Source organism: Rhizobium zaerense (assembly GCF_051810725.1).
GTDB lineage: Bacteria > Pseudomonadota > Alphaproteobacteria > Rhizobiales > Rhizobiaceae > Rhizobium > Rhizobium leguminosarum_I.
Map to the genome: position 1 here is coordinate 3,539,954 of NZ_CM132690.1, position 16,363 is coordinate 3,556,316.

Sequence of the window (16,363 nt, forward strand, 5' to 3'; positions counted from 1 at the left end):
TTTTTCGTCAGTTCACAGATGGAACTTAGCGGTTTGTTCGAAAGAAGCAAATTCCTGTCATGCGGTTGTCATCGGTGCCGGCTGCTCCTACCTTCCCGTCAAACCGCATCAGGGCCGTCAGTCGCCCGCAATCCCGGGATCAGAGATGAAGACACGTGAAGAAAGGCAGGCGCTCCGGGCGAGCATGCCGCGCACCCCGCTCAGCGCCTACCACATGGAAAACGCCCGGCTGCTGCCGGATCGCGGCGAACTGCTCTATCGGATTCCGAACGGCGGTATCGGCGTCGAGGTAGGAGCAGCCTTCGGCGAATATACGGCGGAGATCCTGGAAAAGAATCGCCCGGCAGAGCTCTATCTCATCGATCCCTGGTCGATGGATCGCTACAGCTCCGGGCTCGACGCGATCCACACGAATTTCGCGGCCGAGATCGAGGCCGGCCGGCTGCATCTGATGCAGGGCACATCGCTTGAGAAGCTTGCCGAATTCGCGGACGATTTCCTCGACTGGGCCTATATCGATACCGATCATTCCTTCGAGCTGACCTGGCAGGAATTGCTGCTCTGCGAAAAGAAGGTGAAGCGCACGGGGCGTATTGCCGGGCATGATTTCTGCACCGGCAATACGGTCAAGCCGATCGTCTATGGCGTCGTCGAGGCGGTCACCAAATTCTGCAAGGATTACGGCTGGCAATTCGAGTTCCTGACGGTCAGATCGCACGCGCATTTTTCCTATTGCCTGAAGCGGCTCTAATCAGACCTTGCCGGAATATTGCTCGTCGCTGACCTTTTCCATCCAGTCGACGTGGCTGCCGTCCAGCGCTTCATGGATGGCGATGTGCGTCATCGCCGTGTCGGGGGCAGCACCATGCCAATGTTTTTCGCCCGGCGCGAACCAGACGGTATCGCCAGCGCGGATCTCGCGGATCTCCCCGCCCCAGCTCTGGGCGAGACCTTTGCCTGATGTCACGATCAACGTCTGGCCGAGCGGATGCGTATGCCAGGCCGTGCGGGCGCCGGGTTCGAAGGTGACGGAGACCGCCCTCGCCCGTGCTGGCGCCGGCGTCTCCATCAGCGGATCCTGACGAACGGCGCCGGTGAAATAGTCGGCCGGTGGCTTCGTCGAGGGGCGAGAGCCGGCGGGTTTGATCTCCATCATCTGTCCTTTTCCATCCATGCGGTTGAAGCCTTGTAGCAGAACGATATTTCATCGGGGCGACCAATCAAAGCCTGATCGGCAATTGCCGCGGAGTCGCCCGGCTGATAGTGCCAGTGTCTTTCATCAGCGCGTTGCATCTTGCTTGAATCATGCGACGCGCTTTGGCTCTTTGTTTTCATGCATGTCGTTGTCCCCGCACACTTCCGGGCGACATGCAGTAGGGAGGATTTTTCATGAAACACCATGCTTTTGGCCGCATGCCCTTCACCGTCACCAACGTCGGCTTCGGCGCCTGGCAGATCGGCGGCTCCTGGGGCGACATCAGCGAGGCCGACGGACGCGCGGCGCTGAATGCCGCGCTCGATGCCGGCATGACATTCATCGACACGGCGGATGTCTATGGCGACGGCCGCTCGGAAAAAATCATTGCCGACGTGTTGAAGACGCGCGGCGGCGAACGGCCGATGGTTGCCACCAAGGCGGGCCGTCGCCTCAACCCGCATGTCGCCGAAGGCTACACCAAGGCTAATCTCGAAGGCTTCATCGACCGCAGCCTGACGAATCTTGCCGTCGACAGTCTCGACCTCGTACAGCTCCACTGCCCGCCGCGCGACGTGCTTTACCAACCGGAGGTATTCGGGGGCCTGGACGCGCTGCAGAAGGCCGGCAAGATCAAGGGTTACGGCGTCAGCGTCGAAAAGGTCGAGGACGGCCTGAAGGCGATCGAATATCCCGGCGTCGTCAGCATCCAGATCATCTACAACATCTTCCGCCAGCGCCCCAATCACCTGTTCTTCCAGGAAGCACGCCGCAGGAATGTGGCGATCGTCGCCCGCGTGCCGCTCGCAAGCGGTCTTCTCTCCGGCAAGATCACCCGGGACACACATTTTGCCAGCGACGACCACCGCAATTTCAACCGCAACGGCGAAGCCTTCGATGTCGGCGAGACATTTGCCGGCGTGCCGTTCGAGGTCGGCCTGCAGGCGGTGGAAGAGGTGCGCAAGCTGGTGCCCCAGGGCGCGACCATGGCCGCCTTCGCGCTCCGATGGATCCTGATGAGCGATGCGGTCATCGTCGTCATCCCCGGTGCCCGCAATGGCGAGCAAGCCAAGGCCAACGCGGCGGCCGCCGACCTTGCGCCGCTGTCGGCCGACGTCATGGCGGCAACGCGCGAGATCTATGAGCGGCTGATCGCGCCGCATGTGCATCAGCGCTGGTAGGCGTCCAACACTTCAAAATGCAAATGGCCGGGTTTTCGCCCGGCCATTTGCATATTATCGATCCGTCAAGGTCTGTTGGTGGGCTCAGTTGGTGCCGACCAGATCGACCGGGAAGAACAGGGTCTCGCCGGAGGAGTCGCTGACGCCGTCATTGTCGGTGACCGCGTAGGGCTTGCCCGACGCGTCGAAAGTGAAGCCTTCAAGCTTGTCCAGCACATAGCCGTTGGTGGCAGACTTCAGCTCGCCGAGGAAGTCGTGCGCTTCGGTCTTCTTGACGACCGGCAACTCACCGCCGAGCTTGGCGGGCTTCAGGTCCGATATCGCGATCTTGTAGAGCTTCTTCAGCCTGGCGGCATCGCCGATGATGTAGACGCTGTCGCCTTGAGCCGAGATTTCCGACAGGCCGACCCAGCCGCTTTCCGTCTTGTCGAGCGGATAGCGAACGGCACCCCATTCCTTCTTCTTCGGATTGTAGGAGACGAGCTTGACGAAGCCCTTCTCATCGTCGCTCCACTCGCGCTGGACCGCCATCCAGAGCGTGGTGTCGTCGCCGGTGCCGATAATGGTCACGCCTTCGAAGCCGTAGCGGATTTCGTTGGCGACGAGCTCCTTCGGCAGGGCGATCTCGGCCTTGATGCCACCCTTGGCATTGACGTTGTAGAGCGCGTGCGGAACGAGACGCTCGCTGTAGCCTTCCGAGGCGAGCCAGAAGGAGCCATCGGCGGCAGCCGCGATGCCTTCGATGTCGAGCTTCTGGGCTGGGGCACCGTCACGCTTGACGACGAGGGCGTCGGTGATGACGGCCGGCTTCTTGCTGGCGTCGATCGTGTAGATCGTCGGCTGCGAGCCCAGAACGCTGTCGCTTACCGCGTAGAGCATGCCCGGCTCGCCCGGAACGGCGGCGAGACCCGAAAGGGCTGCGAAGCCGATCGGATTGCCGTCCTTTTCGGCAGAGACGATCTGCGGATAGGCCTTCTCGCCTTCCGAGCGCTCGTAGATCATCACATGCGAACGCGCGCCGCCGTCCTTGCCGAGGTCGAGTTCGTTGGCAGTCGCAAGAAGATTACGCGCGGGAATGGCGATCGCGCCTTCCGGCGAAATGCCCGACGGCAGCAACTGGACGAGCTCGGGACCGGCGCCGGTATCTTTGTAGACGCCGACGACCGAGGCACGCTCGGCGAGCAGAAAGAAATACTGATCATCGCCGAACTTGGCGGCTTCAAGGCCTTCGGGCTCGACACCCTTCGATCCCGAACGGCTTTCCGGATAGTGGCCGATATGGGCAACGGCGCGTTCGAAAGATGCGCCTGATTCGTAGAGAAGCTTGCCCGTCTTGTCGAAGATGGTGAAGCCGCGCGAGCCGCCCTGGTAGTCGCCTTCATTGGCGACGACAAGGCGGTTGTCGTCCAGCCACTTCACGGCGTCGGGCTCGCGCAGCACGCCCTTGGCTTCGCCCGAGAATTTCAGGGCGCCGTCACGCTTGGTGTCGATACCGGAGAGATCGACGCTGCCGGCGGAAAAATGCGTCTTCACGTCAGCCGTGTTGGCGTCGATGATGACGATCTCATTGTTCTCCTGCAGCGTCAGGGCAATTTCGTTCAGGCCGTTGAAGGCGACAAATTCCGGCTCCGGATCTTCAGGGGCGACGCCGGTAAGCCCGGTCAGCGCCACGTGCTTGATGGTACCGCAGTCGACGGTGCCGTTCTTGACCTGGAAGACGACGAGGTCGCCGGCCGGCATTTGCGGGATCTTGCCGTCATTGACGTCTTCGTCGCGCTCGTTTTCGATTGCGATGGCGCCGAGCGTCTTGTCCTTGTTGAGGGCGATCGAATCCGGCTGGCCGCCGAGATCGCAGGTGCTCTCGATCTTCTTGGTCGCCACGTCGACGATCGCGAGACGGCCCGAGGGCTTCGCCTTGCTTTCGGAGGTGTTGACAGCAACGAGCGCCTTGCCGGCGCTGGAGGTGACCGATGTCGGCTCGCCGTCCATCATCACCGCGCCGCCGGCCTTCGGTGCCTTGGCGTCGGTAATGTCGATGAAGCCGATCGCGCCGAGCGGGCTGTCGCTATAGATCAGCGTGTTGCCGTCGTCGGTCGCGGTGATGATTTCTGCGGAGCTCGCCGACAGCTTGTCCTTGTCGGCCGGCAGGTTCGCCGCAACCGGAAAGGAGGCGATGCGGTTGAAAACCGGTTCGGCCGCGGCCGGAAAAGCAACGGATGCGAGAAGCACGGCAGCAAGCGCTGCCTTGCGCGATGAAATTGTCATGAAATCCCCCATGTATCGAACATTCGAAACATAGGTTTTCTGGGGGAGCGGCATGACACAGGCATGACAGATGCGGCATTTTGCACCTGATCACGTCAGGCGATTGTCCGCTCGCTTCGCACCGACCGCCAAGCAAAAGGGGTCCGGCAAAGCCGAACCCCTCTCAAATCCTGCACAGCCGGTCTCGTTTCCGACTGGTGGATAATCTCAGATCAGCCGTTGACGGCGTCCTTCAGGCCCTTGCCGGGCGTGAATTTCGGCACGTTGCGAGCCGGAATGTCGACTTCAGCGCCCGTTGACGGATTACGGCCCTTCGTTGCGGCACGATGAGAAACGGTGAAGCTGCCGAAACCCGCGAGGCGGATGTCGCCCTTGTTCTTGAGCTCAGCCTGGACAACGTCGAAAACCGCGTCAACAGCGGAAGCCGCGTCAGACTTCGTCAGTCCTGCCTTTTCGGCTACTGCGGACACGAGTTCATTCTTGTTCATGTTTCCACCCCTTTCTAAATGGTATGAAACGACTCAAAAGTAAGCTAGGCGCAGAATAGGTTTCATCAGGCCCGCCGAAAACCCAAAAGCCCTGCAAATCAAGGAAAAGCAAGCGTCTACATGACGTTTTCACAAAAAAGGCTGGCGTTTCCGCCAGCCTTTTTCCGTGTTTTGTCCCAATGGGGCATAAATGTGGCAAAGGCCACTCAATGCGCTATGGTTGCGCCTGTCTCATCGAGGCCTTCGACCGTTGCGATGACCGGCGTTTCCACCGTACCATCCCATTCGATCGGCTCCGGCCGCCGGATCAGCGCATGCTTGATCACCTCGCCCATGCGGGATACCGGGATGATCTCCATGTTGTTCTTCACGTTATCAGGAATCTCCGCCAGGTCCTTGGCGTTTTCCTCCGGAATCAGCACCTTCTTGATGCCGCCGCGAAGCGCTGCGAGCAGCTTTTCCTTGAGACCACCGATCGGCAGCACACGGCCACGAAGGGTGATTTCACCAGTCATGGCCACATGCCTGTCCACCGGAATGCCGGTCATGATTGAGACGATCGCGGTTGCCATGGCGACGCCGGCCGAGGGGCCATCCTTCGGCGTCGCGCCTTCCGGCACGTGCACGTGGATGTCGCTCTTGTCGAAGCGCGGCGGCTCGATGCCGAAATCGACAGCGCGCGAGCGGACATAGGAGGCCGCTGCCGAGATCGATTCCTTCATGACTTCCTTCAAATTGCCAGTGACCGTCATGCGGCCCTTGCCCGGCATCATCACGCCTTCGATGGTCAGCAGTTCGCCACCGACTTCCGTCCAGGCAAGACCGGTCACGACGCCGACCTGATCCTCGCCCTCGGCTTCGCCATGGCGGAAGCGCGGGACGCCGAGATAGTCGGAGATGTTGGCGGCCGTCACATGAACGGACTTCGCCTTGCCCTTGATGATTTCGGTGACCGCCTTGCGGGCGAGCTTCATCAGTTCGCGTTCGAAGTTGCGGACGCCGGCTTCGCGGGTGTACTGCTGGCTGATCGCCATCAGGGCGTCGTCGCTGACCGAGAATTCTTCCGGCTGCAACGCATGTTCCTTGATGGCCTTCGGCAGCAGGTGCCGCTTGGCGATTTCGCGCTTTTCATCCTCGGTGTAGCCGGCGATACGGATGATCTCCATGCGGTCCATCAGGGGCGCTGGAATATTCAGCGTATTCGCCGTCGTGATGAACATCACATCCGACAGGTCGTATTCGACTTCCAGATAGTGGTCCATGAAGGTCATGTTCTGTGCCGGATCGAGCACTTCGAGCAGGGCCGAGGACGGATCGCCGCGATAGTCCTGGCCGAGCTTGTCGATCTCGTCGAGCAGGAAGAGCGGGTTGGACTTCTTCGCCTTCTTCATCGACTGGATGACCTTGCCGGGCATCGAGCCGATATAGGTGCGGCGGTGACCGCGGATTTCGGCTTCGTCACGAACGCCGCCAAGTGCCATGCGGACATACTCACGGCCGGTCGCCTTGGCAATCGACTGGGCAAGCGAAGTCTTGCCGACACCCGGAGGACCGACGAGGCAGAGGATCGGGCCCTTGATCTTGGTGGCACGGGCCTGCACGGCCAGATATTCGACGATGCGCTCCTTGACCTTATCGAGACCGAAGTGATCGGCTTCGAGGATCTTCTCGGCATTGTTGAGATCGGCCTTGATCTTCGACTTCTTGCCCCAGGGAATGCCGAGCAGCCAGTCCAGATAATTGCGCACGACGGTGGCTTCCGCCGACATTGGGCTCATCTGGCGCAGCTTCTTCAGCTCCGCATCGGCCTTTTCACGGGCTTCCTTGGACAGCTTGGTCTTGGAGATGCGCTCTTCCAGTTCGCTCATCTCGTCGCGGCCTTCCTCGCCGTCGCCGAGTTCCTTCTGGATCGCCTTCATCTGTTCATTGAGGTAGTATTCGCGCTGGGTTTTCTCCATCTGGCGCTTGACGCGCGAGCGGATCCGCTTTTCGACCTGCAGGACCGAGATCTCGCCTTCCATGAAGCCGAGGGCTTTTTCGAGGCGCTGCTTGACGCTGGTGGTCTCCAGCATCTCCTGCTTCTCGGTGATCTTGATCGACAGATGCGAAGCGACCGTATCGGCGAGCTTGGAATAGTCGTCGATCTGGCTGGCGGCGCCGACCACTTCAGGTGAAATCTTCTTGTTGAGCTTCACGTAGCTCTCGAATTCGGAGACGACCGAACGCGACAGGGCTTCCAGCTCGACCGGATCGTCATGCGGCTCCTCGAGCACATGGCCGAGCGCCTCATAGAAATCCTCGCGGCTGGTATAGGTGTCGATCTCGGCGCGGGCGCGGCCCTCCACCAGAACCTTCACGGTGCCGTCGGGCAGCTTCAAGAGCTGCAACACGTTCGCCACGGTGCCAACATTGTGGATCGCGGAAGGATCCGGATCGTCGTCGCTGGCGTTGATCTGTGTCACCAGCATGATCTGCTTGTCGGAACCCATGACCTCTTCGAGCGCACGGATCGACTTTTCCCGTCCCACGAATAGCGGCACGATCATATGCGGGAAAACCACGATGTCGCGCAGGGGCAGAACAGGGTAGGCAGTGCTGGTCGCTACAGACGTTTTCTTCGTCATTTTATGTCCTTTCCATCGTCCCGTTGCCGGGCTCTGTGCACGGCCGCTTGGGACCGGCCGGCAATCTCACTTGTTCCTACAAGTGGAGGTTCTGACTACGCTTTTCAAGCCACGCCAACGCCCGCGTCCCTCGGATGTGACAGCTTTATTACAACGGAACGCCAACACTATGACGCGTGTGGCTGGACCGGCGCTTACCACTTCCGACCCGGCTAAAATGCAAACGCCAGCAAGAGACTTACGGATCATTGCATCATTGCCAGGCACGAACCTTGCGCAACATCGGCAAAAGCAACTTCGGTTCCCACCGGCAAATACTAACAGCGCCTCGCATGGTTTTTCAAATAGAAAGGGGCCGGCCTATGGCAAGCCCCCAAAATAATCACACGAAAGCCATCAAGCTCACGCCGAAGCGTTTGCCTTTTCTTCCTGGCGATCGGCATAGATGTAAAGCGGACGGGCCGAACCGCGCACCACTTCCTCTGATATGACGACCTCGCGCACGCCTTCCAGCGTCGGCAGTTCGAACATCGTGTCGAGCAGGATCTTCTCCATGATCGAGCGAAGGCCGCGGGCGCCGGTCTTGCGCACGATCGCCTTACGGGCGATTTCACGCAGAGCGTCCTCATGGAAGTTCAGTTCCACATCCTCCATCTCGAACAGCCGCTGATACTGCTTGATCAGCGCGTTCTTCGGCTCGGACAGGATCTGGATCAGTGCGTCCTCGTCGAGGTCCTCGAGCGTCGCCAGAACCGGCAGACGGCCGATGAATTCCGGGATGAGGCCGAACTTGACCAGATCTTCCGGCTCCAGTTCGCGCAGGACCTCGCCGACGCGACGGTCGTCCTGGGACTTGACGGTGGCGCCAAAGCCGATCGAGGTCTTCTCGCCGCGAGCCGAAATGATCTTGTCGAGGCCAGCGAAGGCGCCGCCACAGATGAACAGAATGTTTGTTGTGTCGACCTGCAGGAATTCCTGCTGCGGGTGCTTGCGGCCGCCCTGCGGCGGAACGGAAGCAACCGTGCCTTCCATTATCTTCAGCAGCGCCTGCTGCACGCCCTCGCCCGAGACGTCGCGGGTGATCGACGGGTTGTCAGACTTGCGCGAAATCTTGTCGACTTCGTCGATGTAGACGATGCCGCGCTGCGCACGCTCGACATTGTAGTCGGCCGACTGAAGGAGCTTCAGGATGATGTTTTCGACATCCTCGCCAACATAACCGGCCTCGGTCAGCGTCGTCGCATCGGCCATCGTGAAGGGAACGTCGATAATACGGGCGAGCGTCTGGGCAAGATAGGTCTTGCCGCAGCCGGTCGGACCGACGAGCATGATGTTCGACTTCGCCAATTCGACTTCGCCGTTCTTGGAGGCGTGCGCCAGGCGCTTGTAGTGGTTGTGAACGGCAACCGACAAGATCTTCTTCGCCTGCCGCTGGCCGATGACGTATTCGTCGAGGACCTTGATGATGTCCTGGGGCGTCGGAACGCCGTCGCGGGACTTGACCATCGAGGATTTGTTCTCCTCGCGGATGATGTCCATGCACAATTCGACGCATTCATCGCAGATGAAGACGGTCGGTCCGGCAATCAGTTTCCGGACTTCGTGCTGGCTCTTTCCGCAGAACGAACAATAGAGAGTGTTCTTGGAGTCGCCGCCGTTGCTGCCGCTGACCTTGCTCATATCATTTTCCTTCCAGCACGCCGCATTTCAAGGCGAAATCGCGGTCCACTCTATCAGCTCCTGGCGGCACTCCGTTTCCGGAGCCTTTGCCGAGAAGGGCTTCAGGGGGTACGAACCGGCCCCAACCAATCATGTCCGGGTTCCGGCGGCAACGAATTCCCCTTCGAATACCGAATGCTATGTCATAAAAATTCAACATAGCATTAATAGTTACTATTAGCGTCTTCGTCGCCGGATGAAAGCCCTTGTTCAATCACAAATGGGATAGAACTGTGGCGAGGAAAACACCATCCCTATTAATTACTAGGCCTGTTCGCCTTCCATTTCGAGGCGCGACGTCAGAACCTTGTCGATCACGCCCCAGCTCTGCGCTTCGTCCGCATCCATGAAATGGTCACGATCGAGCGTCTTTTCAACTTCCTCGTAGGTCCGGCCGGTGTGCTTGACGTAGACCTCGTTCAGGCGGCGCTTCATTTTGAGGATGTCGCGGGCGTGCCGCTCGATGTCCGAGGCCTGCCCCTGGAAGCCGCCCGAGGGCTGGTGCACCATGATGCGGGAATTCGGCGTCGCAAAGCGCATGTCCTGGTGGCCGGCCGCCAGCAGCAGCGAGCCCATGGATGCGGCCTGGCCGATGCAGAGCGTCGAAACCGCGGGCTTGATGAACTGCATCGTATCGTAGATCGCCATGCCGGCGGTGACGACGCCACCGGGCGAATTGATGTAGAGGGCGATTTCCTTCTTCGGGTTTTCGGCCTCGAGGAAGAGCAGCTGGGCGCAGACGAGCGTTGCCATATGGTCTTCGACGGCACCCGTCAGGAAGATGATGCGTTCCTTCAACAGACGGGAATAGATGTCGTAGGAGCGTTCACCGCGGTTGGTCTGTTCCACGACCATCGGCACGAGGGCCATTGCGGTATCGACTGGGTTTCTCATGTGCGTCCTTTGTCAGCGTCTCGCCGGCCGGCGCCGGGAATCAAAGAAAAATATCTTACCCCTACATAGAGTGTCCCGGCCCTCCTCTTCAAGACACGCATGAGGATAACGTTAAGAAGGCGGGGCCAAGCGGCTTTAGCGCCTTCTTCATGCATGTCGCTATCCCGGAACCGCTGCACACTTCCGACCGACATGCATTAAGTTTCGGCTCCTGGTAGCCTCTTTCCCCCAAACGCCTGTTAACGGCGAGCCCTCGGCCTGATCTCCCCCATCTTTTCTCCATGGCAGGATGAAGGAAGGCTTACTCTATTCGATAATACTCATGCACGTTTACCCAACGGAAAGCCTACCGGCAGATATCGGCCCAAAACAATGCCGCAGCGCAGCGACATTAAGGAAGTGGCGAGCTTCCTCGGCAAGGATGCAAGCCAACAGAAAAGAGCGGACAGACAAGGGGTTGCTGCCGTGTTCAATATTGCTACAGGTCTCGCCATCTGGTGTTCAGAGGCCATGACGCTCGCTTTGGTGCTGTTCGTCGCCTGGCGCCACAACGTCAGGAACGAGGCCTATCTCTATTGGGGCTTGGGCTTCCTCCTGACCGGCATTGGCTTTGCGATGGTCGCGCTGCGCGGCGAAATCCCCAGCGTGCTTTCCGTAGAGGCGGGCAACGCCATCGCCTTGCTCGGCCAGAGCGCCTGGGTGGCGGGTTTTCTGGCGCTCGACCGCAAGCGGATCGAATGGTGGGCGCTGCTGCCGCCGGCAATCTGGCTCGCCGGGGTCTTCCTGCCCTGGGTCAACAGCGATTATTCAAACCGGGTGGTGCTCTATAACCTTGCTTCGGCGACGGGTGCGACGGCACTTGCAATGGCGGTCGCCGCCGGCGACATGCGCCGCGAGCGTACCCGCCGTAAGCTGATGGGCGTGTTCGTCCTCCAGGGCTGCCTGTGCTTCGGCTCGGCGCTGATGATGGCGCTGACGATGCCAAGCGATATCGAAGCGACCGATCTCGGCGGCGTTTCCGCCATGGCCAGCGCCTTCCTGCTCACCATCGCGTTCGCGTTCACCTGCCGGCTGATCATGGAGCGTTCCGAACGGCACCTGCGTGCGCTCACCCTGACCGATTCGCTGACCGGCGTGCTCAACCGCCGCGGCCTGCTCGGCTATTTCGACGCCACCCAGGAAAAGGCCCATGACGACCGGCGCCAGGTCGCGGTCATGCTTTTCGATCTCGACCATTTCAAGCGGGTCAACGACCGTTTCGGCCACCAGTCCGGCGACGCGGTGCTGACCGCATTCGCGCGGATGGCCCGCCAGTATATTCCAAACAACATCTTCGGCCGCATGGGCGGCGAGGAATTCGCCGCCTTCGCCGCGGTCACGGACCAGACGGAAGCCGAGGCGATCGCCGAAGCGATCCGCACCGAATTCTGCAGTCTTCCCGTCAGCACCGGCGAAGCTATCGTTCCGGTCACGGTCAGCATCGGCATCGCGCTCGCCTCCTCGATCGAAGCCAATATCGACAAGCTGATCTCGGCTGCCGACCGGGCGCTCTATGCGGCGAAGGCCGCCGGCCGCAACTGCACGGTCACCTTCGGCGAAGCGGAGGCCGCGGCCCCTGCCCCGGCTGCGCCGCCAAGCACCGCCGGCGAACTCGTACCGACGGTCGACGACCAGGTCGAGGCGCTGCGACGCATGGGCACACTGTCGCGGGCCGGGTAGTCCGGGATCCCTCTCCCCACATCTTTTCGAGGCTTACCAAATCCGCTAAGCCTCGGGGCATGATGATCCCATCCTTTCTCTCGATCGACCGCGCCAACCGTCATGTCTCTCTGGACGGCCGCAACCCGGCCTTCTACAGTAACCCGAATGCCGTCTATGCGGCCCTTCACGCCCATTGCCCGACCTTCTACTGGCTTGAGCAGAAGCAGTGGTTCTTCACGGGTTACGACCATGTGAACGGTCTGCTGCGCGACCGCCGCTTTGGCCGGCAGATCCTGCATATCGCCAGCCGCGAGGAGCTCTGCCTTGCCGAGCCGATGCCGCATCTTGCCAGTTTCGATCTCTCGGAACGTTATTCCCTGCTCGAACTCGAACCGCCGGAGCACACGCGGCTGCGTACGCTCGTCAACCGCGCCTTCGTTTCCCGCCATGTCGAGAAGATGAAACCGGAGCTTGCCGAACTCGCCAATCGGCTGATCGACGGTTTCGCGGAGAAGCGTGAGGTCGAGCTGCTCTCGGCCTTTGCCGACATCATCCCGGTGACGATGATTGCCCGGATGATCGGTATTCCCGAAGAGATGGGACCGCAACTTCTCGCCTGGTCGCACGCCTATGTCCGCATGTACATGTTCGGCCGTACGCGCGAGCAGGAGGACGAGGCCGAACGGGCGGCGAAGGAATTTTCCGACTACGTCAAAACGGTCATCACAGAACGCCGCACCGAACCGCGCGACGACCTGCTGACCCACATGATCCATACCGAGCACAAGGGTCAGTATCTGACCGAAGAGGAGCTCGTCTCGACAACGATCGTGCTGCTCAATGCCGGGCATGAGGCGACCGTGCACCAGATCGGCAATTCCGTACGCACCATCCTCGACAGCGGCTGCGATCCGGCGGAACTCTTCCGTGACGAGGCGACGACGGAGCGCACCGTAGAGGAAACCTTGCGCATCTGCGCGCCGGTCCACATCTTCCAGCGCTGGGCGCTGGAGCCAGCCGAAATCGACGGGGTCTCCTTCAAGCGCGGCGACAAGGTGAGCCTCATCCTCGCCGCCGCCAATCTCGACCCGACGAAATTCACCGATCCGCTGACCTTCCTGCCTGGTCGTAACGAAGCGGCGAACCTCTCCTTCGGCGCCGGCATCCATTTCTGCATCGGCGCGCCGTTGGCACGGCTGGAGCTCAACGTCGTGCTGCCGATCCTGTTCGAACGGCTGGCCGGACTCAAGCTGGCAAAGACACCCGTGGTCAAGGACGTCTACCATTTCCACGGGCTAGACCGGCTGGATCTGCAATGGTGATCGATTCCTCCTTCGGGCATCGCTGAAGCGATCCCGGGATTGCGGATCAGCCGTAACGGCCGGTATAGTCTTCCGTGCGCTTGACCTTCAGCGACTGGCAGCAGGACAAATGTTACCGGTTAACGGTGAAGACGTCCGGCAGCGAGTGAAAGGGAGTCACGTTCAGCGGTCACCGCTCTGCTGGAACGCCGGTAACGAGCCATCAACACCGAGTCTATGCCACGACCTTGGCGGCATCATGCGGCTGACTCTTCTAACAGCCTGCTGGATATGTCATATGCCGACATAGGCTTTCCCATCAGATATCCTTGAAGCTGATCGCAGCCGGCATCGCGCAAGATCGCCGCCTGGCGAGCAGTCTCGATCCCTTCCGCGGTCACGGGAACCCGCAGCGCGGTCGCGAGCGAGATGGTTGCCCGCAGAACATCGGCGCCATTTGAGTCTTCGTCGAGAGCAGACACGAGCGAGCGGTCGATCTTCATGCGATCGAACCCGAACTGCCGCAATGCGCCAATGCTTGCGTAGCCGCAGCCAAAGTCATCAAGCGCGAACTTGATGCCGACATGCTTGAGCTGGTCTATCGACCGCCGGGCCTGATCCGGATTTGTCATCAGAACGCCTTCGGTGATTTCCAATGTCAGGCGGTTGGGATTAAAATCGAGCTCCTGCAGGACCGAGATCACTTCAGCGGCAAATTCCGGATTGCAGAGCTGGATTGGCGAAACGTTCACCGACAATGCCAGATCGGGCCAGCTCTTGGCGTGCTCGATCGATGTTCTCAGCATATGAACGCCGAGCGCATCGATGAGGCCGCACCTCTCGGCAAGAGGGATGAAAATCTCCGGGCTGATATTTCCGGTTGCAGTTCGCCAGCGCGCCAGTGCTTCAAGACCGGTCACAGCGCCGGTCGAAGCAGAGACGAGAGGTTGGAAAACGGCTTCGATTGCGCCACTGCTGATGGCGCTCTTCAACAGGCCTTCCAGTTCGGCGACCCGTTGGCGTTCCCGGTCCAGTTCGGGGTCGTATTCGATCGCCTGGCCCCGACCATTTGCCTTGGCACGATAGAGGGCCATGTCCGCTCTGCGGAGCAGCTCCAAGGGCGGGACGTCGCCGCTGCGGGCAGCAGCGCCGATGCTTGCGCCAACCTCGATCGTTCGTCCGTCGATTTTGAAGGGCTCGGCAAACAGCGCCAGAATGGTCTTTTCCATCTCTCCGCGCGTGGCAGAACCGACGTGCACCAGCGCAAATTCATCGCCCCCGAGCCGCGCCGTGGCAATGATCTCGGGGTGGCAGGCGGCTAGCGCCTTCGAGACCAGCCGGATCAAATCGTCCCCCACCGCATGGCCCCAGGCATCGTTGACGGCCTTGAAGCCATCAAGGTCGACCAGATAGAGCCGATGTGGCGAAGAGGCCGAATTTTCCAGCCCTTCCAACAGGTTGAGAAGCCCGTGTCTGTTCAACAGACCGCTCAGGCTATCGTGGTCGGCTTCGAAAATCGCTGTTTGCGCCAATTGGCGCAGGCGCCGCGCCTCGGAGGCGCCAACCAGCAGAACGCCGATCAGGAACAGCGCGAGGATGACGATAGCGGCTGCAACATAGGGGTACACCTGATGAAACACGGCGCTTCCCGGCGCTTTGCTGGGCCAGACGAGATAGCCGATGACGGCCCCCTTCATGTCGGTGATCGGCGTGTTCAAGAACTCAGGCTTCGGCGTCGTCTCAAGTCGCAAGCCTTCAAGTTCATGTTCATTCGAAAGCGTGTCGATAACTTCCGATGTAAATTCCTTGTAGAAACTCAGCGTGCTAAGCTTCGGAAGCTCCGCGGTCGCTTGGAAAGGCTGGATTGCCTGCGATGCGATCAGAGCGATACCGTTTTCGGTCTTGATGAAATTGATCACTGGCGCCCGCTCCGGATCGGCAGCCACATTGATCTGCTGATAAAAACCTTGCCCGAAAAACGCGCTCGGCTGGAAGGGCTTGCCTTTGGCATAGGCCGAGACGATCGAAGACCGATCAGGGCCAATCACGATCGCGCCATCATAGAGCGCGTAATCCTCGCTGGTTTTCCCCCAATTCTCATAGGCCCAATCCGCGGCAGCCGAAGATGAGACAGCGCTATAGGCATCATCCCATACGGCATTATCCGTCGTTGTCGCGCTCAGGCGACTGACAAACGCACCGATTGCCGCGCGGGCGGCGCGACTGGCCCTGGCATCATCGATTTCGTTCGCAGACCGGGTCATCGTAACGACGACATGTGCCACCAGGCCGGTCAGTACGAGGGCGACGACAAGGAAGAAGACCGTTGTTGCGATGATGGAAGACGTCTGGGTGCGAACGTACCTACCTGCAAGATCTGACGACATGCAAATTCCGGAAAGATTAATTGCAAGGCCATGTCTGTGGGACGGCAGGAGACATCATGTCCGCAATGCGCTGCAGATAAGGTTTAGCATTTGTCGATGTAGGCGCGATTAATGGGATTGGTTAAAAGCATTTCAATCCGGGACAACGCGTCACGAACACCGTCGTTGCCCGCTTGCCGTTGCGGAGCACCGCCGTGAAAGTGACGACAAAGGCGAAGCCGAAAACGGGACAGGCTCGGCTTCGTTCGCCCCCCGCTCAAACCTTGATCACATAATCCTTGCGAGTCGTTTCAACGACTTCCCACGTTCCCTTGAAGCCGGGCTTGAGGATCATCCGCTCGCCCGTCTTCAGATGAACCGGTTCACCGCCATCCTCCGTCACGATCGAATGGCCGGACAGCAGACTGAAATATTCCCATTCCTCGTAGGTGATCCGCCACTTGCCCGGCGTCGCCTCCCAAACGCCGGAATAGAGGCCGCCTTCGGCTTCCTCCAGATTCCATGTGCGGAAATGCGGATCGCCGGAAATGATCCGGCCGGGCTCCGGGGCGCCGAAATCGGGTTCGACGCCGTCGATATCGAAGGTGATGAAATTTGTCATGGTCGCC

General features: G+C 60.1%; 13 protein-coding genes. 4 read left to right on the forward strand and 9 right to left on the reverse strand.

Annotated features, from left to right (window positions below; translation table 11 throughout):
- The first annotated feature begins 145 nt into the window (after positions 1-145).
- Positions 146-751, forward strand: coding sequence for a class I SAM-dependent methyltransferase (locus ACS4RR_RS17295; protein ID WP_456189055.1), 606 nt, complete (start codon positions 146-148; stop codon positions 749-751).
- Here ACS4RR_RS17295 and ACS4RR_RS17300 read toward each other — a convergent pair whose 3' ends face one another.
- Together ACS4RR_RS17300 and ACS4RR_RS17305 are read right to left on the reverse strand one after the other, a co-directional pair.
- On the reverse strand, positions 752-1,153 hold the full coding sequence (locus ACS4RR_RS17300; protein WP_246726208.1) for a (R)-mandelonitrile lyase: 402 nt from the start codon (positions 1,151-1,153) through the stop codon (positions 752-754).
- On the reverse strand, positions 1,153-1,335 hold the full coding sequence (locus ACS4RR_RS17305; RefSeq protein WP_456189056.1) for a hypothetical protein: 183 nt from the start codon (positions 1,333-1,335) through the stop codon (positions 1,153-1,155). The genes ACS4RR_RS17300 and ACS4RR_RS17305 overlap by 1 nt, the downstream gene beginning before the upstream one ends.
- A gap of 54 nt (positions 1,336-1,389) precedes the next feature.
- On the opposite strand from ACS4RR_RS17305, the gene ACS4RR_RS17310 reads away from it, so the two are divergent.
- On the forward strand, positions 1,390-2,376 hold the full coding sequence (locus tag ACS4RR_RS17310) for an aldo/keto reductase (RefSeq protein ID WP_260110615.1): 987 nt from the start codon (positions 1,390-1,392) through the stop codon (positions 2,374-2,376).
- A gap of 84 nt (positions 2,377-2,460) precedes the next feature.
- Here the strand turns inward: ACS4RR_RS17310 and ACS4RR_RS17315 are convergent, their stop codons facing one another.
- The 5 genes from ACS4RR_RS17315 to clpP form a co-directional block, all read right to left on the reverse strand.
- Positions 2,461-4,641, reverse strand: a complete 2,181-nt coding sequence (locus ACS4RR_RS17315; RefSeq protein WP_456189057.1) for an esterase-like activity of phytase family protein — start codon at positions 4,639-4,641, stop codon at positions 2,461-2,463.
- Positions 4,642-4,853: 212 nt separating this feature from the next.
- The gene (gene hupB / locus ACS4RR_RS17320) at positions 4,854-5,129 is read right to left on the reverse strand and encodes a DNA-binding protein HupB (RefSeq protein ID WP_003558438.1); all 276 of its coding nucleotides are present in this window, start codon (positions 5,127-5,129) and stop codon (positions 4,854-4,856) included.
- A gap of 206 nt (positions 5,130-5,335) precedes the next feature.
- The gene (gene lon, locus ACS4RR_RS17325) at positions 5,336-7,753 is read right to left on the reverse strand and encodes an endopeptidase La (protein WP_162117231.1); all 2,418 of its coding nucleotides are present in this window, start codon (positions 7,751-7,753) and stop codon (positions 5,336-5,338) included.
- 402 nt (positions 7,754-8,155) lie between these two features.
- Positions 8,156-9,433: an ATP-dependent Clp protease ATP-binding subunit ClpX gene (clpX, locus tag ACS4RR_RS17330; RefSeq protein ID WP_017963839.1), complete on the reverse strand. Its 1,278-nt coding sequence runs from the start codon at positions 9,431-9,433 to the stop codon at positions 8,156-8,158.
- Positions 9,434-9,736: 303 nt separating this feature from the next.
- Positions 9,737-10,366: an ATP-dependent Clp endopeptidase proteolytic subunit ClpP gene (gene clpP, locus ACS4RR_RS17335; protein WP_017963838.1), complete on the reverse strand. Its 630-nt coding sequence runs from the start codon at positions 10,364-10,366 to the stop codon at positions 9,737-9,739.
- 465 nt (positions 10,367-10,831) lie between these two features.
- Here clpP and ACS4RR_RS17340 point away from each other — a divergent pair, with 465 nt between their 5' ends.
- Together ACS4RR_RS17340 and ACS4RR_RS17345 are read left to right on the forward strand one after the other, a co-directional pair.
- Positions 10,832-12,085: a sensor domain-containing diguanylate cyclase gene (locus tag ACS4RR_RS17340; protein WP_456189058.1), complete on the forward strand. Its 1,254-nt coding sequence runs from the start codon at positions 10,832-10,834 to the stop codon at positions 12,083-12,085.
- A gap of 59 nt (positions 12,086-12,144) precedes the next feature.
- The gene (locus ACS4RR_RS17345; protein WP_260058104.1) at positions 12,145-13,389 is read left to right on the forward strand and encodes a cytochrome P450; all 1,245 of its coding nucleotides are present in this window, start codon (positions 12,145-12,147) and stop codon (positions 13,387-13,389) included.
- 236 nt (positions 13,390-13,625) lie between these two features.
- On the opposite strand, the gene ACS4RR_RS17350 is transcribed toward ACS4RR_RS17345, so the two are convergent.
- Both ACS4RR_RS17350 and ACS4RR_RS17355 read right to left on the reverse strand, forming a co-directional pair.
- The gene (locus ACS4RR_RS17350) at positions 13,626-15,755 is read right to left on the reverse strand and encodes a bifunctional diguanylate cyclase/phosphodiesterase (RefSeq protein ID WP_456189059.1); all 2,130 of its coding nucleotides are present in this window, start codon (positions 15,753-15,755) and stop codon (positions 13,626-13,628) included.
- Positions 15,756-16,011: 256 nt separating this feature from the next.
- Complete coding sequence (locus tag ACS4RR_RS17355) at positions 16,012-16,356, reverse strand: cupin domain-containing protein (RefSeq protein ID WP_222384758.1); 345 nt, start codon at positions 16,354-16,356, stop codon at positions 16,012-16,014.
- Between the last annotated feature and the right edge of the window lie 7 nt (positions 16,357-16,363).